Source organism: Corynebacterium sp. HMSC036D02 (genome assembly GCF_001836165.1).
Taxonomy (GTDB): Bacteria; Actinomycetota; Actinomycetes; order Mycobacteriales; family Mycobacteriaceae; genus Corynebacterium.
The window spans coordinates 81,347-102,933 of the sequence record NZ_KV827705.1 but is presented as its reverse complement, the minus strand read 5'-3'; the positions used below and the strand labels follow the sequence as shown (position 1 = coordinate 102,933).

The window sequence follows — 21,587 nt, the reverse complement described above, 5'->3', positions numbered from 1 at the left end:
TGTTTTAGTTTTTCGGTTCTTAGTTGGCCGGTGCCTGTGCTGGTGCGGTGGCGGAATCGAGCTCGCTCATTGGAACGTCGTGGCCAATGAGGGTCAAGGTGAGCTCGCCAGCGCCGACGTCCACGGACTCAAAGGTCAGCTGCTGGCCTGCGAGCTGTTCCTCCATGCCTTCGGCCAAGGCATTCGAAATCGCGGAGGTAGCTTGCTCCGGCAGGTCGAAGCCGAAGAGCGATGCTTCCTTCGCATCGATGGCGAGCTTGCCATCGCGAGCCTCCGGCTTGAGCGAAAGCGTGGCCAGGCCGCCGGCAAACTCAACGTCGAGGTCATCCTCGGCATCGTTGGCGGTAATCGCGGTGACCACGAGGTTGCCCAAAGCGTCATAGCCAGACTGCTCAGCAATGGCCTTTTGGAAGCTGGCGAGCAGGAATTGATCCGGCACCGTCGTCGAGGCCCGCAGAGTGCCCGCGACTGGTTCCTGGGACAGCGTCATGTCTTCGACATGGATATCAGCGGCCGGCTGGCCGGTGATAGTGGTGCCCTCAATCTTCAGCGTGGACGGGGTCTTCATATCCATCTGCGGAATCTTGCCGTTGAGCAAGCCAAAGACCATGGGGCTGGCACCAAAGCTCACCTCCGGTTCCTCGGAGGTCTCCACGCCTTGTTCCTTGGCGGACTGGGTGAATTCGCTCTTCATTTGCGAGCCCAAGAACCAGCGTATGCCGAGCTCAGCTACCAAGATGATGAGCAGGAGCGTCACCAGTACGCCGATGAAAATTTTCCAGGCCGTTGAGGCGGGAGATTTAGAAGAAGCCATGACTACTAGTGTGGCGCACGGGTTTAAAGTTGGCCAACTACGAGGTCCCAATCCACTGTGAGCACGTTATCCCGCAGGCGGCGGTTCACCGGATGGATGGGCACTGATTGCCGGAGTTCTTCGCGCGCCATGCGCCAGCGCACTCGCGGGCCATAAGGAGACCAGCCGGCGGCACGGTCCCAGGCAGCGTCCGCTGCCTGCAAGAGCTCGTGGATCGGCTCGCCCGGCACGTTGCGGTGGATGAGGATCTTGGGCAGGCGCTCCGCGATATCGCTGGGGCGCGCAACGTCGAAGGGATCCCAGGCGAGGGTCAGCGTGCGCGGACCGGCGGCGCTGAGAAGCACCCAGGCCGCCCTGCGCCCCAGCTCGTCGCAGGTTCCCTCCACGAAGAAGCCGCCGGGTGCCAGGCGCGAGGTCACCGTCTCCCAGGCCTTCTCCACCTGGTCGACGTCGTACTGGCGCAGCACGTTGAAGGCCCGCACCAGCTGCGGGCGGTAGCCAGCGAGCTCAAAGCCGCCGAGCTCAAAGGTGACGCCATCGCGCGGCGGCAGCACGCGCTCGGGGGAAATCTCCAGACCCGTCACCCGAGTGTTCGGGTTAACGCTGCGCAGCCAGCCGGCCCACTCCACCGTGGTGGTGTGGGAAGCGCCGTAGCCGACGTCGAGAGCCAGCGGATCATCCGTGGAGCGCAGCAGCGAAGAGATCTCCGGGTGCGCCACCATCCAGCGATCGCAGCGGCGCAGGCGGTTGGGATTGGTGGTGCCGCGGGTAATAACGCCAAAAGGCCGACCAGCGCTTTCCTGAGCTTTCAGGTTATGCGCGTGATCGGCCATGGCAACAACTGTGGTGTAGGGAGTTGTTTAGAGGTTGTTGGAGATCCACTCTTCGGTGAGCTTGCCCTCGTTGGTGTAGAGCTCCTGCAGGGCCTCAGCGACCTTCGGCTCGATGGCAGCGCCCATCATCGGGATGTTGACGGAAACCTCGGTGACGTAATCCAGAACGGTGGTCTCATCCTGGGCCTTGTAGGTGATGTCACCCTTGAAGTCGACCGGGGTGCCCTTGACGTCAGCGGTGAAGGAGACGGAAATCTGATCGTCGACCAACTCGCCGATGGTCACGGTGCGCTTTTCCTTCAGGTCCTGGGAGACCATGGCGCGAACGGCCTCCGGAAGGAGGGAGGTCGGAAGAATTTCGTAGAGCACAGCGGTGTTGCCGGTGAACTCGTGCACGGTACCCGGTTCCGGGGACAGCTTGGCCACGATGAAGTCCCAGTACTCCTGAGTGGTCAGTGCCTTGTGCACCTTATCGATGGGCTGGTTGATGATAACGGTGTTTTCGCTACGGGTTGACATGAGTTACAGACTACCTTGGTAGACGTGCTAGATAAATTCCTGACCCTCGCTGACATTGACGGAGTCACTCTGGATTCCGAGACCACCTTCGCTGATCTCACGACGCTGCGCATCGGTGGCGCCCCGCTGGTGACGGTGCGCTGCGCCAGCGCTGAGGCCGCCATTGCTGCGTTGGCAGCGCTTGACGAGTCCTCGCAGGACTACCTCGTCGTCGGCGGCGGCTCCAACCTTGTGGTGGCGGAAGGCCAGCTGGATGTCGTGGTGGTCATCCTCGATTTTGAGGATATTGACGTCACCGTGGCCAACGGACTCGTGCGCGCTGATGCGGGCGCGGTGTGGGATGACGTGGTGGCCCTGACCGTGGACTGCGGCCTGGGCGGCATCGAGTGCCTTTCCGGGATCCCGGGCAATGCGGGTGCCGTGCCGGTACAGAACGTCGGCGCTTATGGCGCGGAGACCTCCGATGTCCTCACGCAGGTATATCTCTACGAGCGCGCCACCCGGACCGCACAGTGGGTACCGGCGGAAGAATTGGAGCTGGCCTACCGTTATTCCAACCTGAAGTTCACCGGGCGCGGCGTGGTGCTGGCTATTGAGCTCCAGCTGACCACCGACGGCCTGTCCAAGCCCTTGCGCTTTGGCCAGCTCACTCAGAACCCCGGTGAGCGCCGCCCCGTGGCCGACGTCCGCGAGGAAGTACTGAAGCTGCGCCGCGGCAAGGGCATGGTGCTTGACCCAGAAGACCACGACACCTGGTCTGCCGGCTCCTTCTTCACCAACCCCATCGTGGAGCCCGCGCTTGCAGATTCCATCCAGGAAGCAGTCCGCGCCGCCCGCGGCGACGAGGATGCGGACCGCATGCCCCGACATGCGGTGCCATCCACCGCATCTGGAGAAGAAAAGGAAAAGCTCTCCGCCGCGTGGCTCATCGAGCGAGCCGGCTTTGCCAAGGGCTACCCGGGTGAAGAATCGGGTGCGAAGGCAACGCTGTCCACCAAGCACACTCTGGCGCTGACCAACCGCGGTGAGGCCACTGCGGACGATATCGTTGCGCTGGCCCGCGACATCCGCGCCGGGGTTCAGAAGGCCTTCGGCGTGACTCTGGAGCCGGAGCCCATCTGGCTGGGCGTGAGCATTTAAGAAGAAGTGGAGTGGCTGAGCGGCTAGGCCATGACGTTAAGCCACTCATCCTTGGCCGCGAGGAAATCGCGTGCGGCCTCCTGTGCGCCCTCGAGTGAGTGGTGGGCGCCCCAGCCGCACTGCACCTCGTTGGCGGCGGGAACCTCGGTGGCGTTGAGGATGTCATTGAGCGCGCCCTCGACGGCACTGAGCAGCTCATCCTGCTCCATGCCGTTGGTGATGGCGTAGAAGCCGGTACGGCAGCCCATCGGGGCAAAACCAATGAGCTTGTCGGTGTAGTTACGCATGAAGTTGGCCATCATGTGCTCGACCGAGTGCAGGGCTTCGGTACCGAGGTGCTCTTTGTTGGGCTGGCAGAAGCGCAGGTCATACTTGATAATCTCGACCCCGCCGCCCAGGTCGGTGCGGTCGGCGACTCGGATATAGGGGGCGTCGACAAGCCGGTGATCGAGCTCGAAGGACTTTACGTTGATTTTGTTCTCGGTGTTCTTCTCAGTCATGCCTCCCCAGTGTAACCACGGCTTGGCCTGTGGCCTGAGTGTCCTTCCCCTGAATGCGGGCTGTGCCGCATACGCTGGTCAGATATGAGCGAAGAGGAGACCCGAGGCAACGCTATGCCGGCCGAGGAGCCGGAGACCATCGTGCCGTTTAAGGGCCCGACCGTCCTGGAGGTCCAGGGACACGATGATGAGCGCAACCCCCTCGCCAAAGGTAATCGCCTGCGCAAGGAGAGCTGGGGGCTGGTCATCCGCCGCACGTGGAATGACTTCTTCCACGATGCCTTCATGGACCGTGCCGCCGGGATGACCTACTTCACGCTCATGGCTTTTGCGCCCACGGTGCTGGCTGCCTATTCCATCGCCACGCTTATCTTCTCCTCCCGCCAAGCGGAAGTGGAGCAGCTGACTTCTGAGTTCATTGAGCAGTACGTCCCCGGTTCGCTTTCTGAGCAAGCCCATACGGTCGTCGGCACGATTATCGGCTCCAGCGCGCAGGGCACGTTGGCACTGATCATCTCGCTGGCTATTTCGCTGTTTTCAGCGTCGGCATATGTGCGGGCCTTCTCGCGGACAGCCAATACCGTGTACGGCCGGGTGGAGGGTCGTGGCATCATCCGCACGTGGGCGCTGATGTGGGGGCTGACAGCAGTCATTGTGGTCGGCGCGGTGATCGTGCTCTTTGCCAACTTGCTGCGTGATGCAGTTCTTAATGAGGGGCTGATTCCGCTTGCACGCACTGTAGGACTGGAGGATGCTGCCACGTACTTGGTGCGAATCTTCCTCCCGGTGTGGAACTGGCTGCGCTTCCCAGTCACTGTGGTTGTGGTGCTCACGCTCATCGCGGTGCTTTATCACTTCAGCCCCAACGTGCGGCCCGGGCGCTTTAGATGGATTACCTATGGCTCCGTGGTGGCGCTCGTAGGCACGGTCGCGTCGTGGGGCTTGGTAGGCCTCTACCTGAAGTACCTCGCTGCGGCCACTGCCTATGGTGCATTGAGTACCGTCATGGCGGTCTTCGTGGCCACGTGGTTGATGAACACGGTGCTCATCGTCGGCATCAAGATTGATGCCGAGGTGCTGCGCGCTAAGGAGCTGCAGCTGGGATTGCACTCCGAGCGTTTCATCCAAGCTCCGCCGCGTTCCGATAGCTCCTCTCAAGCCCAGGCCCGCGCCCAGGAGAGCTTGGAGCAGAGGGCGCGTGAGATTTCAGATAACGCGCGGCAGGCGCAGGATGAGCTTCCAGAGGAAGCAATGGAAGAACGCGCCTAGTTGACAAAACCTTGCCCTCGCGTTGCATGGATCGGCGCTAAGTTTGGCAGATAGGGCAGTTGTGAAGCTGGGCGGTTACTGCGCAGATTCTTCAGCTACCCGGCGGTGGCTAGAAGCTTTGTCTTGCCTGCTTTTATTGAGGAGTGCTGAGACTAGGAACCCAAACCCCATCACCGTTGTGGCCCTGGTTGACCACTCGTAATCAGCGAAGAGCCAACCGGCAAGGGAAATCACGCTGAGCACGCCGACCGCTGTCATGAGGAATTTTTCAATATCCATGCTTCGTCCTCTGGTTCGTGGAAGTCTCGCAATTAAGTAAACGGTGCCTTATGCGAAAAAACTATCACGAGGCGAAGGGTGCAGGCAGAAAAGAAGCCGAGGAGGCCCGCTTCTGAGCGGACGTCCTCGGCTTGTTCTTAGGGCTTGTTGTTAGGGGATCTGCGCCTTAGGCGGAGGGGTAGGTGCCGTCCTCGGTGAGGCGCGCGGAGTCGTCGAGAAGCATGGCAATCTCGGCGGCCTTGGCGTCGCGTGCCGGGAGGCGGCGGCCCTCGATGACCTCGAAGAGCGGGGCGCGGCCCAGCATGCCGGCCTCGAAGTGGGCGCGGCCAGCGCGCAGGCGTTGCTCGGCGCGCTCACGCCATTGCGTGGCGGCGTCCGCCCCGCGCTGCTGGGACACTGCCTGTTCGAACACACCGGGGTGGGCGTAGACGATGAGCGCGCTGACGTGGCCGAAGCCGAGCGAGGTCAGTGCGGCGGCCTTCACGCTGTGGCCCGCCGCAGCGAGGTCCAGCGGGGAGCGCAGCCACACCAGGTTCGGCGCCTTCGGTGCGATGAGCGGGTCGACGCAGTCCAGGGACACGTTCGCCGGGATGCGGTGCGTGCGGAAGACGTCGATGATGCCGCCGGTTTGGAAGAGCGCGGCACCCGCCTTGGAGTGCCCGGTGAGCGTCTTCTGGGAGATGACGAACATCGGCTGATCCTCATCGCGGCCAATCGCCGGCCACAGCAGGGAGTGCAGCTCCGACTCGTTGGGGTCGTTGGCGTTGGTGGAGGTGTCGTGCTTGGACAGGACACTGACGTCGTTGGGTGTGAGGCCCAGACCGCGCAGCGAGCGCGCCAGGCGGGAGTTCTCCCGGCCGCGGCCAGCACCCAGCGCACCCAGGCCAGGGGCCGGGATGGAGGTGTGGGCGCCGTCGCCATAAGAGGCAGCGTGCGCGACCACCGCGAGCACCGGCAGCCCTAAATCGGCTGCTAGTGAGGCGCGAACTAGCAGGACCGTGCCGCCGCCCTCGCCTTCGAGGAAGCCGCCGCGGCGGCGGTCGTTGGCGCGGGAGATGAAGCGATCATCAATCCCCTTGGCGGTCATCTTCGCGGTCTCCGCGGTGGCGTTCATGTCGCCGAAGCCCTGGAGGGATTCCACCTGGACATCGTCGATGCCGCCGGCCACGACCACATCGGCCTTGCCCAGGGCAATCTTGTCCACGGCCTCCTCAATCGAGACCGCCGCAGTAGCGCAGGCGCCGATGGGGTGAATCATGGAACCATAGCCGCCCACGAGGGACTGCATGGTGTGCGCCGCGATGACGTTGGGCAGGGCCTCCTGCAGGATGTCGGACGGGCGCTCCTCACCGAGGAAGCGGGTGACGAAGACCTTGTGCAGGGACTCCATGCCACCGATACCGGTGCCCTGCGTGGTGGCCACCTGACCCGGATGGATGGAGCGCAGCAGCTCCGCCGGGGAGAAGCCGGCCTGGGTGAAGGCATCCACCGCGCTGACCAGGTTCCACACCGCCATGCGGTCCAAGGAATCGAGCATGTGCTCCGGGATTCCCCACTTGGCGGCGTCGAAGTCATCCGGCATCTGGGCGGCGACGGTGCGGGTGAGCGTGGCCTTGCGCGGCACCTTGACGGTGGCACCCTTGCGGCGGGTGACCTGCCATTCGCCATCCTCCTCGACGATGCTGACGAACTCCGGGTCCGCGTCCTGAATATCGCGGGCGGTGGCCTCCGAATCCACGGTGAAGGTGACGTCGCGATCCAGGAAGACGGTGGTCAGATCGATGGAGCCGCGGTCGGTGAGGTGATACTTATCCGTCAGCGTGCGGATGCCACAGCGCGCGACGACCTCATCGCGGAAGCGGTCGAAGATGTCCTCTTCGGCGATCTCTTCGTCGTTTTCCACGACGAACCAGCCCGGGTGCGGGTCCTCGCGCCATTCCACCAGCCCGGTCATCCAGGCCAGCTCCAGCACACCGGCGGCGGTCAGCTCCGCGGAACCATCACGCTGCAGGCCATACTCGGCCTCGAAGCGCGTGCGGCCGGAGCCCCACGAGGAGACCTCGCCGATGCCGGCGATGACCACCATGTCCTTCAGGTCCGTGGTGACCTGGCCGACTTCTTCCTCCAGCCCAGGTTGTACTGCCTGCACCTGGTTGGGCAGCGCGGTGATGGTCGCGGGGGCTTCTATATCTTCGTGCGGAACGACGTCAGTCGGCTCCGCACCGGCAGCAAGCTCCTTGAGGGAGAAGCCCTCCAGGCCGCCGGTGAGGTCCTTCTCCACCGGCGCGTGAGCTGCCTGCTCGCGCGAGTCGGCGCTGGCCAGGTCCATGAGCTCGGCGGAAATCTCCTCCGGGCTCCACACCTTGATGCCGGCCTTCTCAGCGGCGGGCACCAGCCCATCGTTGCCGCCCATGAGGTGCGTGCCGGCAACCCAGCCGATCTTGGCCTGTGCCAGGGTGACACCCTGCGGCCAGCCGGCCTCGACCTTCCACTTATTGAGGATGGCATCGAGTGCCGCCTTGACCTCGCCGTAGGCGCCGTCGCCGCCGAAGGTGCCGCGGTTGGGCGAGCCCGGAAGGACAACGTGGCAGCGCTTGTCCACGTCCTCCTGGCTCAGCCTTGCCAGCCCCGCGATGGTGCGCTCGACGGACCACAGCAGCAGGCGGGCCTGCGTCTCGGTGGTGCCGGAGGCATCCGCCAGCGAGCCGGACACGCTCGGCGCGGCGAAGGGGAAGGCCAGCGTCGGGGTCAGCGCTGGCTTGAGGATCTTGACCTCGTTGCCCACCGACTCGCGCTGCTCGGAGCCGATCCAGTCGATGAGCGCGTCAATATCGCGGAAGCTCGACAGGTTCGCCGGGACCAGCCACAGGGCGGAACCGGCAGCGCCGTGCTCGGCGTAGAGCGTGCGCGCGAATTCCTTGCGGGCCTGGCTGACGCGGGAGGCGGTCATGATGACGGTCGCGCCACCCTCCAGCAGGCGCTCCACCAGCGCGGTGGCGATGGAACCGGGGGCAGCGCCCGTGACCAGGGCGACCTCATCGGCGAACGCGCCGGGCGTGGTGTCCACGGCGGCCTTGGCGATGTCCTCGCGCTTCCACCAGCGGGCCTGACGCGCCAGGTCCTCGCCGGCACCGCGGAAGCTGTCCACCGTGTACTCGGCCTGGCCCAGTGCCAGGCGGGCGAGGCGCTCGCGGGCGATGGCCCAGGAGTCGTCGAAAAGCACGGCCTTGTTGGCATCGAAGGAAGGCGTGACGGACTTGAGCCAGCCGGAGCCGAGCTCTGCCTCGACGGCATCGATGACGGTGGTATCAGGGGCTTCGATGAGCTCCGGCTCGGAGTCCAGGCCGAGCTGGGAGAGAACCTGGCGGGCGGCCGTAGCCAGCACGCCGTTCTCACCGGTGACGGTCTCGGCGAAGGCATTGAGCGCAGCGGAGTCCACCATGGCACCGCCACCTGCACCACCGGCGGCCGCGCCCTTGGATACGGACGCACCGTGGGTAGCGGCGACGGCCTGGACGGCGGCGTCGATCAGCTCGTGCGCCGCGGACTTGGAGGTTGCACTCGCCGGTACGGTGCTCAGCGAGCCGCCGCGCACCGAGTCCTCCTCGCGGGAGCCGAGCAGGATCTCCGCCTCGACGTGGGCAACCCAGGACTCGGGCAGTCCCCAGGTACCGGTGACATAGTCCGCCACGGCGGTGGGCTTGAGGCCCGCAGCGCCGAAGAGCTGGCGCAGGCGCGCGCCGACGGCCTCACCCAGTACCGGGCCGAAAGCGGAGTAGCCCGGGGCGGCGGTGGCGACCTTCTCGCGCAGCGTGGCCACGTCGGCATCGGCGGCGCCATCGATGGCGGGCACGCCGATTTCCGCGGACATGTCCATGAGCAGCTGGTTGCGGCGCGAGGATACGCCGTTGGTCAGCTCCTCCACGGTGTCGGAGTCCGTGATCTGGTCCACGCGGATCTTGTTCTGGAAGGCGAAGAGCACCATGATGGCCTCTGCTGCGTCGAAGCGCAGCTCGGGGGCGTCGCTGGAGGCAGCTGCGGCGGTAGGTGCGGCAGCCGGCGCGGCGGCAGCCGGAGCCTCGGTAGCCTCGGTTGGTGCGTCATTGGCCTGCGGTGCCTCTTCGGCCTCGGATTCCGCAGCGGGTTCGGCGGCGGGGGCTTCGGAGACGTCGGCAAGCATGACCTGCTCCTGGTCGCGCTCCACGTTGAGCACGCGGATGGTGCCTTCCGGGATGCCGGCGACGGCCAGCGAGCGGGAAGCCAGGTTGGTCAGCGTCGGGGAAGAAGCCAAGCCGACCTCGATGATCTGCTCGACCTTTCCGAAGAGGAGCTCCTGGGTCTCAATCCAGCGCACCGGCGAAGCGAACTGCCAGGACAGCAGCTCGATGAGCAGCAGGCGGGCGAGCTCGTGCTCGGAGAGATCCTCCACCTTCAGCCCGTCCAGCTTGCCGGAGGGCGCCAGCGGGGCCACGGCATCGACGAAGTCTTGGGTGAGCTCGAAGGGGCGGGCTACCAGGTTCGGGATATAGCGGCCTACCAGGGCATCCAGGTCCAGCTCCTGAGGCAGCAGCTCATCGAGCTTCTCAGCGAAGGCCGGAACGCCCTCGCGCAGCACGCGGGAGTGGAAAGGAACATCGATGCCCGGGACCATGACGGCCGCGCGCGGGGCGATGGCATTGGCCTTGTCCACCAGGGCCTTGAGCCCCTTCTTGGTGCCCGCGACGGAGTACTGCTGGCCGCGGATGTTGTAGTTAACAATCTCCAGGAACTCGCCGGTGCTTTCTGAGACCTCAGCCACCCAGGCGTCGACGTTGTCGCCGTCGATGCCGGCCATGTTCGGGCGCAGCGCCGCCATGGCGTATTCGGAGTTGCCCTCCGCATCGCGCGGAACCAGGCTGCCCATGGCGGAGCCGCGGGAGTAGACGATGTCGATGACACCCTCGAGGTCAAAGATATTCGCCAACGAGGCCAGTGCCGTGTACTCGCCCAGGGAGTGGCCGGCGAAGTAGGAGGTCGGGGCCAAGGCGTCCTCAGCGCGCAGGCGCTCGGTCTGAGCATAGGCCACCACGGCCAGGGCCACCTGCGTGAACTGGGTCAGGTGCAGCACGCCCTGCGGGTGGCGGAAGGTGGTGCCGCGAACGGTGAGTTCCGTCGGGTTCTCATCGATGATCTTCTGGATACTAAAGCCCAGGTTCTCGCGGGTATGCGCATCGGCACGGCGCCACGCCTCGCGCGCTGCCGGGGAGGCCTGGCGGTCGCCCTTGCCCATACCTTCGGCCTGGATGCCCTGGCCGGGGTAGACATAAGCCGTGGTCGGCGCGGCAAGCAGGGCCTGGCCGCGGGAGACCACCTCGCCGTCGATGCGGCAGGTGACCTCGAGGGCCTGGTGGATGCCCTTGCGGCCGACGCGCTCGACGGTGACCTCGATGTCATCGCCCAGCTGCACCATGCCGTACATGGAGTAGGTCCAGCCCACCACGCGGCCGTGGCGTCCGGCCACCTGCTGTGCAGCGGCCGAGAGCCACATGCCGTGCACCAGCGGTGCCTGCAGGTTGACCAGCTGGGCCGCGTTATAGGAGGTGTGAATCGGGTTATAGTCGCCGGAGACCAGCGCGAAGGGAGTCATGTCCTGCGGGGCGGTGACGGTGGCGCGGTCGACGAAGGAGCGCGGGGTCGGCACCACCTTGGTGGCGGACTTGCCGCCGCCCCACTCCGGTGCCTGGCTCGGCGCGGCGGTGCCGGTGGCGCGGCCGCGGATGGCAAAGCGGTGCATCTGCGTGGCCACAATGTCGCCGGAGGCGTGATCCTTGAGTTCGAGCTCCACCGTGACGATGCGCCCGGAGACGGATTCCTCGATGGCGGTGCAGGAGGAGGTGACGTCGATCTGGCGGCCGTCGGCAAGCTGCTCCAGCGGCACGCGCACGTCGATGACGTGGTCCAGGTGCACCGCGTTGAGCAGACCTTCGATGACGGGGTAGCCATCCTCCAGGCGGCCGGAGCCAAGCGCGGCGTAGATGGCCGGCCAGCACGGGCCGACCAGAACGTCAGGGGTGCCGGCTTTCTCGGCTGCAGTATCGCCGCAGGTCACCGCGCTGTGTGCGGAGAGCAGCGAAGCAGGGAAGTGGAAGGAGTAGCCGGACTCGACGGTGGGCATCTTCGTGATTTCATCGCCCTGCTCCGCCGTGGAGCCGACACCAGCAAGGCCCTCCAGGAGGGTGAAGACGGAGTTCGGCAGGCGCTCCTCGGAGACCACCGGGGAGCCACCCGTGGCCACATCCTCCGGCAGGTCCACCGGGACGGTGACCTCGCGGACGTAGAAGGGGCGCTGCTCCTCCGGCAGATCATCCCAGTAGGAGTCGGCCGTGATAACGATCTCCCAGTTGCCCTCGGCATCCTGGCGCAGGTCGAAGGCGTTGTCATCCATCTCATAAGCCGGGTTGGCCATGAGGTGGCCGTGCCACAGCAGAGTAGGAGAAGTACGCAGGAACGCGGCCTCATCGGCGGCGGAATTCAGGCGGGAGAAGGCCTTCTGCGGAGTCGAGCCCTGCTCTAGCAGCGCATCCGTGGTGGCCTGCTCGAAGCGGGCAAGCAGGTCTGCCACCGGTTCGTTCTTCTTGGTAATGCCGGCCACGGCCACGGGGCCGGGGATGATGCGCACCTGGTCGGCGGTATAGCGCTCATCCTGGGCCTGCCAGAGGGTGTCCTTGCCAAACCAGCTCTTGAGATCACCATCGATGGCGGGCACCCACGGCATGGGCTTGACGTGCTTGTAGTGCAGGGAAATCCACCAGGCAGCATCGCGCGCGGAGACCTCGGTGTTGCGCGCGGCGGGGTACTCAGCCAGCAGCTTGGCCACTGCCTGCGGCGCATCGTGAACATCCTCAATGCTGGTGAAGAGAGTTGCAATCTGGCCGTGATCCGCCGGGTTCAGGCGGGCTTCGACGCGGTGCAGGAGATCGAAGAAGCGATCATCCCAGCTGGGATCCACGAACGGGTGGGCCAGCTCCACGAAGCGCTCCAGCCACTCCGCGTAGGTCATGGACTCGACATCGCCGAAGTAGGGCTTGCAGGTCTTGGCCAGGGCGTCGATGATTTCCTGGCGGTGTGCCGGGTACTCCTCGATGCTCAGGGAAGTAATCAGGCGTGAGGCCGCCGCGAAGGAATTATCCAGGTCGTGGATATCCGCCAAAAGGTGGGACTGCGAGGATGCTACGCCGTTCGCACCGGTGCCGCGACCTACCCAGCCGTCGTTCTGCTCTGGGCTGATACCGGTGGTGTTGACCAGCAGGTCCTTCACCGAATCGGTGGCCTTGGCTTCCTTGGTGGCCATGGCGACGGTGCCGAGGAAGACGGCGTCGACAGGCATGGCGGGCATAGCGTGCTTCTTCGCCCACTCACCGGGGAGGTAGGAGGTGGCGCGATCCGGGGAGGCGATGCCGCCGCCGACTGCCAGGTAGACGTTGGGGTGCTGGCGGATTTCGGCGTAGGTATCCAGCAGCATGTCATCCAGGTTGACCCAGGAGTGGTGGCCGCCGGCGTGGCCGTCCTCGACCTGCATGATGATGCGGTCCTCCGGGTAGGCCGTGGCGATGGCCAGGACATCCCGGATCTGCTTTGCGGTGCCGGGCTTGAAGGAGATGAAGGGGAAACCGTCGGCGTGGAGGCGGTCCAGCAGCTCGCCGGCCTCCTCTACCTCCGGGATACCGGCGGAGATGCACACGCCGTTGAAAGCCGCACCGGCCGCGCGGGCCTTGGGCACGATGCGCGCCTGGCCGAAGTGCAGGTTCCACAGGAAGCGGTCAAAGAACATGGTGTTGAACTGCGCCGTGCGGCCGGGGCGCAGGTGCTGCTCCATTGTGGCCAGGTGGGCGCGGAAGACCTCATCGGAGTACATGCCGCCGCCGGCCATCTCCGTCCAGTGCCCGGCGTTCGCCGCCGCGGCGACGATCTCACCATCAGCGGAGGTCGGCGTCATGCCGCCCAGCATGATGGGGGATAGACCCGTGAGATCGGAGAAGCGGGTCTGGGTATAGGTGCGGCCATTGGGAAGCTCGATGGTGCGCGGGGCGAAGTCGGCGTAGTTCAGGGCCTTGGGCAGTTCAGTGCCCGGCGTCGCCAGTGCATCGAGCTCCTGCGGGGTGGCGGCCGAGACCACTGTGACTCCCGTGCCTTCCACCACGCGGCGGGTGAGGTTGGTCAGCGCACGGTCGAGAACAATGAGGTGCTCCGAGTTGAGCGCGGCCAGCGTGGCCGGCCAATCATGTTCGTTGACCAGGATGGCTTCGGCCTGCGCGCGGGCCTCATCCACGTCGAGTTCGCACTTCTGAGCCAGCGCCACGGTGCGCTCGGCGGCCGGCGCTAGCACCGGGTTGTGGAAAGGAAGAGCCACGGGCAGCTCGTCAAAGCGCGGGCTGAGCTCATCGCCGCCGACGGTACGCTTCTCCAGCTCGGCGTTGAAGCTCTTGACGGCCTCCTCGATGGCGGTGCGGGTGGCAGCCAGGTCCTCCGGGCTGCCGGACAGTACGAAGTGGCGGCGGCCGTTGACCACAGCGATGGCGGCGGTGCCGTGCAGGTGCTCAGTGACGAAGCCGCGCTCCAGGCCACGGACGGACAGCATCTGCGAGCGCGGATCGGAGCCGTTGACCGCACTGGCGGCGGTCCCCATCAGGATGGCCAGGGCGAGGGCTTCTGCTGGCTTGTCGACGGCCAACGCGCCCAAACTTCCCTGCGAATGCCCAGCGCGCTCGTCGATGTCGACGCCCATGTCACGCAGTTGCTCGATGGCGGCGATCTGGCCCAGGACGATGCCGGGGACGGAGACCGCCGGCAGGGCGTCGAGGGAAGTGGACTCGGTGGAACCAGCAATGAGCTGCTCGAGGCGCTCGAGCGCGCCGGGGCACGCGGAGGCGATGGTGCGTGCGGCGGGGCCGGTGAGGCTGCGTGCCTGGGCGAGGGTCTCGCGCAGGGTGTCAGCAGTGGCGGCAGACTGCGCGGCGGTGGTGATGAAACCCTGCCAATCGGAGCCTTGTCCGGCGAAAAGTACGGCCGGGCGGGGCATGGAATGCAGCATAGTAACAGGCATCTTTCCTCTTTTGAGCTGATGGGGAACGGTTTTATGAAGAGCTGCGGGCAGAATTAGTTAGCCCTACAGAACAATCATGATGTGCCACCGTAGTCGAAGCTTTCGCGCAAAGCGGCCTCCCGCGCGGAAAATGTGAGGTTTTTCTCACGTTTGGGCGCGGGTGCACTCTTTAGGGTCCAGCCGCGCGAAATTGCGCAACCTTTTGTATTCTTGGCCTCACTGCAACGGCTCGGGGAGGAGCAGGGGTGGCTCAGCATCGGCTCGCGCAGCAGGAAAAAGAAAAATAAGGGGGGACTATGTCTCAATCAGCAACTAAGAAAACAACCAAGACACCGGCTCGGATTAGCAAAAGCCGAGTTATCAAAACCATGACCAAGCTGGCCGGAAAGCTGGAGGAAGATTCCTCCACCGGCTTGCCCACCATCAAAATCGCCGGCGGATTCTTAAGCGTCGACGTCAACGAGGAGATGGGCGGCCTCTGCGTGCTCGGGTATTGGGGTGGCGCGGTGTGCTTCGACCCAGACCGGCAGCCTTTGCGCATGGAGGTCAACGATCTCAACGGCGGCGGGATCTCCGGCAGCCTCGTGGCCGAGTCCTGTGGAAGCTCCGCTATGCATACCCACCTGCGGATCTTCGCACCGCCTTATCTGCCGTCGACGGCCACGAATGCTCAGCTCAAAAGCATTATTGCGGGCTATGCGGCAGAAATGTCGGCGGTCTTCGCGCGCCTGGATGAGCAGTTTCCGGAGCATCCCTCGAAGCCGCGCAAAGGGGCCGGGATCAAGCCGGTCTCTCCCCACTATTTCAGTGAAGCTTATGGTGTTTCAGTAGTGGGGATGTGGCGGGTCCACGAGCGAGCTACGCGCCTGGCGATGATCGGCACGCCCGTTCACGTGGTGGACCACCGGAATGGAGCCGTGAGCATCCTTATTAATGAACACGCGATCACTATTGAAACCGCTCGTGATGGCTCCGGGGGCATTGAGCTCAGCCTCGTCACGCCCTCCGGCCGTTGTGTGTGCGACCTTGATGCGCTCGTGCGCTGGGCCGAGTTTATGAATGACAATCAGTATGTTTACTCCGCGCGCATTGAGGCGGTGAACCTCGATGGCGCCGAAGAGCAGGACCTCGTCCTGGTGACCACGGCCCGCATTCCCACGAAGTGGGGCTACACCGATGAGCAGCTGGATTGGCAGCTTAGCACGTTGGTGAGCCAGCTTGTCGGTGCTGGTGAAGAGTTCTACCGAACCTTCAACCCCACGCGCGTGATGCGCTATATGGACCGCGCGGCTTAGGCAGGAGCCTCTTCGCCGAGCAGTTTCAGCAGGTCCTTCTGCACTTCGCGGCGGCGGACCTTGCCCAGCTGGTCGGAGGCTAGGTGCTCGAAGTGGTAGAAGGTGCGCGGCACCTTGTAGCGGGTCAGGCGCTCGCGGCAGTAGTCCTTGAGACCCTCCGGATCGAGCACCGCGCCATCCTCCAGGATGATGCAGGCCACGACATCCTCGGAGCCATCCGCGCGCGGGCGGCCGACGATGGCCACGTTGGTGACATCCGGGTGCTGGCGGATAACGTCTTCCACCTCGGCCGGGTACACATTGAAGCCGCCGGTAATGATCATCTCTTTGATACGGGAGACGATCTTGATGAAGCCATCGGATTCCATGATCGCCATGTCACCCGTGCGGTACCACCCTTCGTGGAAGGACTGCTCGGTGGCCTCCGGCATGTTGAAATAACCCTTGAACACCTGCGGGCCGCGTACGAGAAGCTCGCCCGCGGTGCCATCCGGCTGGGTCTCGCTGAGATTGTCTGGGTTGCCGATGCGCACCTCGGTATCCGGGAAGGGGATACCGATATAGCCGGGGCGGCGGTTCTTGTTGAGCGGGTTCGCGGCTACGATCGGCGAGGTTTCCGTGAGTCCATAGCCCTCCACGAGTAGGCCGCCGGTCAGCGTCTCCCATTCCTCCACGATGTCTGCCGGTAGCGCTGCTGCACCCGAGAGGCTGTTCCCGATGCCGTCGAGATCGATGTTCTGTTCCTTGGCCGCCTCCATAACCTTGGAATAGATCGTGGGCACGCCCGGCATCCAGGTGGGGAGGCGCTTCTTCATGATGTCGAGGAGCAGCGGCACCTTAGGCGCTGGGGTGAGGACCAGCTCGCCGCCAATGTGTACGCCGAGGGCGGCGATGAGGGTGAGGCCATAGACGTGGAAGAGGGGGAGGGCGGCGAGCATGCGCTCGGGCTTCTTGCCCAATTCGGGCACCCACGCTTCCGCCATCTTCATGTTGCAATACAGGTTGGAGTGGGTCAGCTCCGCACCCTTGGGCCTGCCGGTGGTTCCGGAGGTGTACAGGATTAGCGCGGTATCTTCGCGGTTGACCTTGGCATCTTCGAGCTTCTGGCCCTGCCCGCCGATGGCGCGCCCAGTGAGCACGTTCCACGGAACGGTGTTGGGGGCGGGAACTGAAAGCTCGGCCCGCTTGTCCTTGATGATGGGAAGCGGCAAGCGAAGCAGTAGCTGCTTGGGGCGCGGCATGGCCTCAATCATGTTGACCGTGACGATCGTTTCGAGCGGCGTGGAATCACGCAACTCCTCGAAGACCGGGCTCGCCTTATCCCAGACCACGGCAACGCGGGCGGCGTGATCCTGGAAGAGGGGCTCGAGCTCAGCCGCGGTGTAGAGCGGGTTATGCTCCACGACGGTCGCCCCCAACTTTAAGATGGCGTAGAAGACCGCCACGTGCTGGGGGCAGTTGGGCAGCGCCACGGCGACGCGATCGCCGGGACGGATGCCGAAGGCCTTGAGACCCGCCGCGGCGGCGCGCACGTGGGTATCGAGTTCGCGGTAGGTCATCTGGTGGCCAAAGAACCACGTGGCGGGTCTTTCGCCGAATTCCTCCACGGTTTCTCGGTAGGAGTCCAGAAGCGTTTCGGTGCCGTAATCCAGATTGGGTTTAGTCCACTCAGGGTAATACTGGAGCCAGGCTTTCGTCTCAAAGGCGGAGGGGGCCTGGGCAGGGGATCCGGTCATCTTCGCGAACTCCTTAGGTGGTCAAACTTGTTATGTTGGGAACAGTATAACCAATCTGTGACAGAAGTCTCGAAAATCTTAGCAAAGTTGCTTAAAGTAACGAAATCTTTTCGACATAAATCAATAACCCCGGCGATGTGCGTCTATCACGCAGGGATCGCTCCGGGGTTATGGAGTGCTATCTCTCTGCTTACTTCTCCGCGTTCAGGCGCTCGAGCAGATCCGCCTGTACTTCGCGGCGACGAATCTTGCCCAGCTGGTCGGTGGCCAGCTTCTCAAAGTGGTAGAAGGTGCGCGGCACCTTGTAGCGGGTCAGGCGCTCGCGGCAGTAGTCCTTGAGGCCCTCGGGGTCGAGCGCGGCGCCGTCGTTCAGCACGATGCAGGCCACGACGTCCTCGGAGCCGTCCGAACGCGGGCGGCCCACAACGGCGGCCTCCGCGACGTCTGGGTGGTCCAGCAACGTTTCCTCAACCTCGCCCGGGTAGACGTTGAAGCCGCCGGTGATGATGATTTCCTTGATGCGGCTGACCAGACGGATGAAACCGTCCTCTTCCATCACGCCCATATCACCCGTACGGAACCAGCCATTGTGGAAGGCCTTCTTAGTGGCTTCCTCATCGCCGAAGTAACCCTTGAAAACCTGTGGGCCGCGGGCGAGAACTTCGCCCTCCTGGCCATCGGGCATGGTTTCATCCAGGTTATCCGGGTTAGCGATGCGAATCTCCGTGTCCGGGAAAGGGAATCCCACGTAGCCGGGGCGGCGATCATCGTTCATGGGGTTGCCCACGATAATCGGCGAGCACTCCGTAAGGCCATAGCCCTCCACGAGCATGCCGCCGGTGTACTTCTCCCACTTCTCCACGGTATTGACTGGCAGGGTGGACGCGCCGGAGAAAGCCGCGCGCACGCCGTCGAGGGAGACGTCGTTTTCTTCCGCCTTCGCCACGATGCGCTCGTACAGAGTTGGCACGCCCGGCACCCAGGTCGGGGTGTGCTTCTTCATCAGGTCCATGATGAGCGGCATCTGCGGGCTCGGAAGCAGAACCAGCTCGCTGGCGATGAGCGGAGCCAAGAGGGCATTCATGGTCAGGCCGTAGGCGTGGAAGAAGGGGAGTGCGGCGAGCATGCGCTCAGGGGAATCGCCCAGGCCCGGTACCCAGTGCTTGCCCATCAAGATATTGGAGAAGAGGTTGCCGTGGGTCAGCTCCGCGCCCTTGGGGCTGCCGGTGGTGCCGGAGGTGTACAGGATGAGCGCGGTGGTGTCCTTGGTGACTTCCTCCGGGGTGATGACATCGGAACCATCGCCACCGATCGCGTTGCCCACGAGGGATTCCCACGGCACCGTATTCGGAGCTGGGGCGGTGAGCTGATCGCGCTTGGACTTCAACGGCGGAATAGGCAGGCGCAGGGCCAGGCGCTGCGGAGTCGGCATCGCGTTGATCATGTTGATGGAGACGACGGTCTCCAGGGAGGTCGTCGGGCGCAGCTTCTCCAACGTGGAGGCCGTCTTATCCCACGCGATGGCGATTCGCGCGCCGTGGTTCTTAAACAGACCCTCCAGCTCGTGAGCGGTGTAGAGCGGGTTGTGCAGCACCGCGATGGCGCCCAGCTTAAGCACGGCCCAGAAAGCAGAGATGAACTGCGGGCAGTTGGGGGCGACGATGGCAACGCGGTCTCCCGGGCGCACGCCGAAGGCGCGAAGGCCGGCGGCTGCGCGGCGAACCTGCTTGTCCAACTCGGCATAGGTCTGCGTGCGGCCGAAGAAGTAGGTTGCCGGCTTGTCGGGGTGGAGCGCGAGGTTGTTGTCGTAAACGTCGAGAAGCGTGGTGTCCCCGTACTCCAAGCTGTGCGGGGTCCACTCCGGGTAGTACTGGAGCCACGCCTTGGACTCGTATGCCGACATCGATTCACCTTTCGGTCGCGTAGGTTGAGGTACGGGCCAGTATAACGCGGCTCGTTTCGGGATACACTGGAAAATTATGCGCATCGCGATGATTTCCATGCACACCTCGCCCCTTGAACAGCCCGGTTCCGGGGACGCGGGCGGCATGAATGTCTATGTTCTTAACACTGCCCGCCAGCTCGCGCGCCTCGGCGTAGAGGTCGATATTTTCACTCGCGCCACGCGCCCCAGTCAGGGGGAAGTGGTGGACGTCGAGGAGCGCCTGCGCGTCATCAATATTGTGGCGGGACCCTATGAAGGCCTCAGCAAGGAGGAACTGTCCACGCAGCTGGCCGCGTTCACGGGCGGCATCTTCAACTTCGCGCGCTGTTTTGAGGTGGAGTATGACGTTATCCACTCCCACTACTGGCTCTCCGGCCAGGTGGGCTGGCTGCTGCGTGACCTTTGGGACGTCCCTCTTGTCCACACCGCACACACGCTGGCCGCGGTGAAGAACGTGCACCGCACGCTCGATGACACCCCGGAAACCGAAGCCCGCCGCATTTGCGAGCAGCAACTGGTGGATAACGCCGACATCCTGGTGGTCAACACCGCCCAGGAAACCCGCGATCTGATCGAGCATTACGACGCCTCGCCGGAGAATATCGTCGTGGTCTCCCCGGGTGCAGATACCGAGCTGTATACCCCGGGTACAGACCGTATGACGGAGCGCGCCCGCCGCCAGCTGGGCATCCCGCTGCACACCAAAGTCGTGGCCTTTGTGGGTCGCCTGCAAAAGTTCAAGGGCCCCGACGTGCTCATCCGCGCCGCCGCGGAGCTGATGGAGCGCGATCCGGATCGTCGCCTGCGCGTGATCATCTGTGGCGGTGCCTCTGGGGCGAATTCCTCGCCGGATGCCTACCACAACCTCGCTCGTGAGCTGGGGGTGGAGCGCGTCGTGCGCTTCCTGAGCCCGCGCCCGCCGCAGGAGCTCGTGGCCATCTATCAAGCCGCGGATATCGTCGCGGTGCCCAGCTATAACGAGTCTTTCGGGCTGGTAGTCATGGAAGCGCAGGCCTCCGGAACGCCCGTGGTGGCAGCGGCCGTCGGCGGCTTGCCTATTGCCGTCGCGGATGGTGACACGGGCTTGCTCGTTCACTCCCATTCGGCGCAGGATTGGGCTGACGCGCTAGAGCAGTTGCTTGACGACGACCCCCGCCGCATCGCCATGGGCGAAGCCGCCGTCGATCACGCCCAGCAGTTCAGTTGGGCAGCGGCCGCCACCCAGCTGGAGAATATTTATGCCGATGCGATGAGTATCGAGATTCCGGACTGTCATGCGCGCCGGGCAATCGGATACTAATCCCACATAAATGGGCATAAACCCACACTTAGGGGTGATGTGCTCGGGTTCACAGGCGAGCCGCCGAAAAACGTGGCATGCTGGTGTTTATGAGTAACGGAAAGCTGATTCTACTTCGACACGGACAGTCCGAATGGAACGAGTCCAACCAGTTCACCGGTTGGGTTGATGTCAACCTCACCGCCAAGGGTGAGGGCGAGGCCAAGCGTGGCGGCGAGCTGCTCAAGGAACAGGGCATCTTGCCGAATATCGTCTACACCTCCCTGCTGCGCCGTGCCATCCGCACCGCCAATATTGCGCTCAACGCTGCGGACCGCCACTGGATCCCGGTCGTGCGCGACTGGCGCCTCAACGAGCGCCACTACGGCGCCCTGCAGGGCCTCAACAAGGCAGAGACCAAGGATAAGTACGGTGAGGAGCAGTTCATGGCATGGCGCCGTTCTTACGGCACCCCGCCGCCGGAGCTGGAGGATGGCGCCGAGTACTCCCAGGCCGGTGACCCGCGCTACGCCAACCTGGATCAGGTTCCGCGTACCGAGTGCCTGAAGGATGTCGTCGAGCGCTTCGTTCCTTATTTCGAGGAGGAGATCCTCCCGCGCGCCAAGAAGGGTGAGACCGTTCTCATCGCCGCACACGGCAACTCCCTGCGCGCGCTGGTCAAGCACCTGGATCAGATCTCCGATGAGGAGATTGCCGGCCTTAATATTCCAACTGGTATCCCGCTGGTCTACGAGATCACCGAGGACGGCTCCGTGGTGAACCCGGGCGGCACCTACCTCGATCCGGAAGCTGCTGCTGCCGGTGCTGCCGCCGTGGCCGCTCAGGGTGGAAAGAACTAAACACCGAGCAAGCTGCGTGCTGCGCACAATCCCCAG

General features: G+C 64.3%; 13 protein-coding genes. 5 read left to right on the top strand and 8 right to left on the bottom strand.

All coding sequences use genetic code 11. From position 1 onward, the window contains the following. Positions 1-19: 19 nt before the first annotated feature. Genes HMPREF2743_RS10520 through HMPREF2743_RS10510 form a run of 3 tightly spaced genes read right to left on the bottom strand, consistent with a single transcriptional unit; the run spans position 20 to position 2,166 of the window. Positions 20-814, bottom strand: a complete 795-nt coding sequence (locus HMPREF2743_RS10520) for an LmeA family phospholipid-binding protein (protein WP_070526151.1) — start codon at positions 812-814, stop codon at positions 20-22. Positions 815-837: 23 nt separating this feature from the next. Continuing rightward, on the bottom strand, positions 838-1,647 hold the full coding sequence (locus tag HMPREF2743_RS10515; protein ID WP_070526149.1) for a class I SAM-dependent methyltransferase: 810 nt from the start codon (positions 1,645-1,647) through the stop codon (positions 838-840). Between the two features lie 27 nt (positions 1,648-1,674). Next, positions 1,675-2,166 (bottom strand): DUF2505 domain-containing protein, encoded by a 492-nt coding sequence (locus HMPREF2743_RS10510; protein WP_070526146.1) that lies wholly within the window; start codon positions 2,164-2,166, stop codon positions 1,675-1,677. A 24-nt stretch (positions 2,167-2,190) separates the two neighbouring features. Here HMPREF2743_RS10510 and HMPREF2743_RS10505 point away from each other — a divergent pair, with 24 nt between their 5' ends. Then, positions 2,191-3,306, top strand: coding sequence for a UDP-N-acetylmuramate dehydrogenase (locus HMPREF2743_RS10505; protein ID WP_070526144.1), 1,116 nt, complete (start codon positions 2,191-2,193; stop codon positions 3,304-3,306). A gap of 23 nt (positions 3,307-3,329) precedes the next feature. Here the strand turns inward: HMPREF2743_RS10505 and HMPREF2743_RS10500 are convergent, their stop codons facing one another. Further along, positions 3,330-3,806, bottom strand: a complete 477-nt coding sequence (locus tag HMPREF2743_RS10500; protein ID WP_070526142.1) for an S-ribosylhomocysteine lyase — start codon at positions 3,804-3,806, stop codon at positions 3,330-3,332. 114 nt (positions 3,807-3,920) lie between these two features. Here HMPREF2743_RS10500 and HMPREF2743_RS10495 point away from each other — a divergent pair, with 114 nt between their 5' ends. Further along, a complete protein-coding gene (locus HMPREF2743_RS10495) occupies positions 3,921-5,075 on the top strand; it encodes a YihY/virulence factor BrkB family protein (RefSeq protein WP_070526140.1) in 1,155 nt (384 codons plus the stop codon). A gap of 75 nt (positions 5,076-5,150) precedes the next feature. Here the strand turns inward: HMPREF2743_RS10495 and HMPREF2743_RS10490 are convergent, their stop codons facing one another. Together HMPREF2743_RS10490 and HMPREF2743_RS10485 are read right to left on the bottom strand one after the other, a co-directional pair. Further along, positions 5,151-5,354, bottom strand: a complete 204-nt coding sequence (locus tag HMPREF2743_RS10490) for a hypothetical protein (protein WP_070526139.1) — start codon at positions 5,352-5,354, stop codon at positions 5,151-5,153. Between the two features lie 166 nt (positions 5,355-5,520). Beyond that, complete coding sequence (locus HMPREF2743_RS10485) at positions 5,521-14,436, bottom strand: type I polyketide synthase (protein WP_070818781.1); 8,916 nt, start codon at positions 14,434-14,436, stop codon at positions 5,521-5,523. Positions 14,437-14,804: 368 nt separating this feature from the next. Here HMPREF2743_RS10485 and HMPREF2743_RS10480 point away from each other — a divergent pair, with 368 nt between their 5' ends. Next, positions 14,805-15,731 (top strand): hypothetical protein, encoded by a 927-nt coding sequence (locus tag HMPREF2743_RS10480; RefSeq protein ID WP_070818780.1) that lies wholly within the window; start codon positions 14,805-14,807, stop codon positions 15,729-15,731. Here HMPREF2743_RS10480 and HMPREF2743_RS10475 read toward each other — a convergent pair. Continuing rightward, complete coding sequence (locus HMPREF2743_RS10475) at positions 15,728-17,467, bottom strand: long-chain-fatty-acid--CoA ligase (RefSeq protein WP_070818779.1); 1,740 nt, start codon at positions 17,465-17,467, stop codon at positions 15,728-15,730. The two genes, HMPREF2743_RS10480 and HMPREF2743_RS10475, sit on opposite strands and share 4 nt — an antisense overlap. A 190-nt stretch (positions 17,468-17,657) precedes the next feature. After that, positions 17,658-19,370, bottom strand: coding sequence for a long-chain-fatty-acid--CoA ligase (locus tag HMPREF2743_RS10470; protein WP_070526132.1), 1,713 nt, complete (start codon positions 19,368-19,370; stop codon positions 17,658-17,660). A 76-nt stretch (positions 19,371-19,446) separates the two neighbouring features. Between HMPREF2743_RS10470 and mshA the strand changes: the two genes are divergently transcribed. Beyond that, positions 19,447-20,712 (top strand): D-inositol-3-phosphate glycosyltransferase, encoded by a 1,266-nt coding sequence (mshA, locus tag HMPREF2743_RS10465; RefSeq protein WP_070818778.1) that lies wholly within the window; start codon positions 19,447-19,449, stop codon positions 20,710-20,712. Between the two features lie 89 nt (positions 20,713-20,801). Next, positions 20,802-21,551 carry a phosphoglyceromutase gene (locus HMPREF2743_RS10460; protein WP_070645831.1) on the top strand — a complete coding sequence of 250 codons (750 nt, stop codon included), beginning with the start codon at positions 20,802-20,804 and terminating at the stop codon, positions 21,549-21,551. Positions 21,552-21,587: the final 36 nt, after the last annotated feature.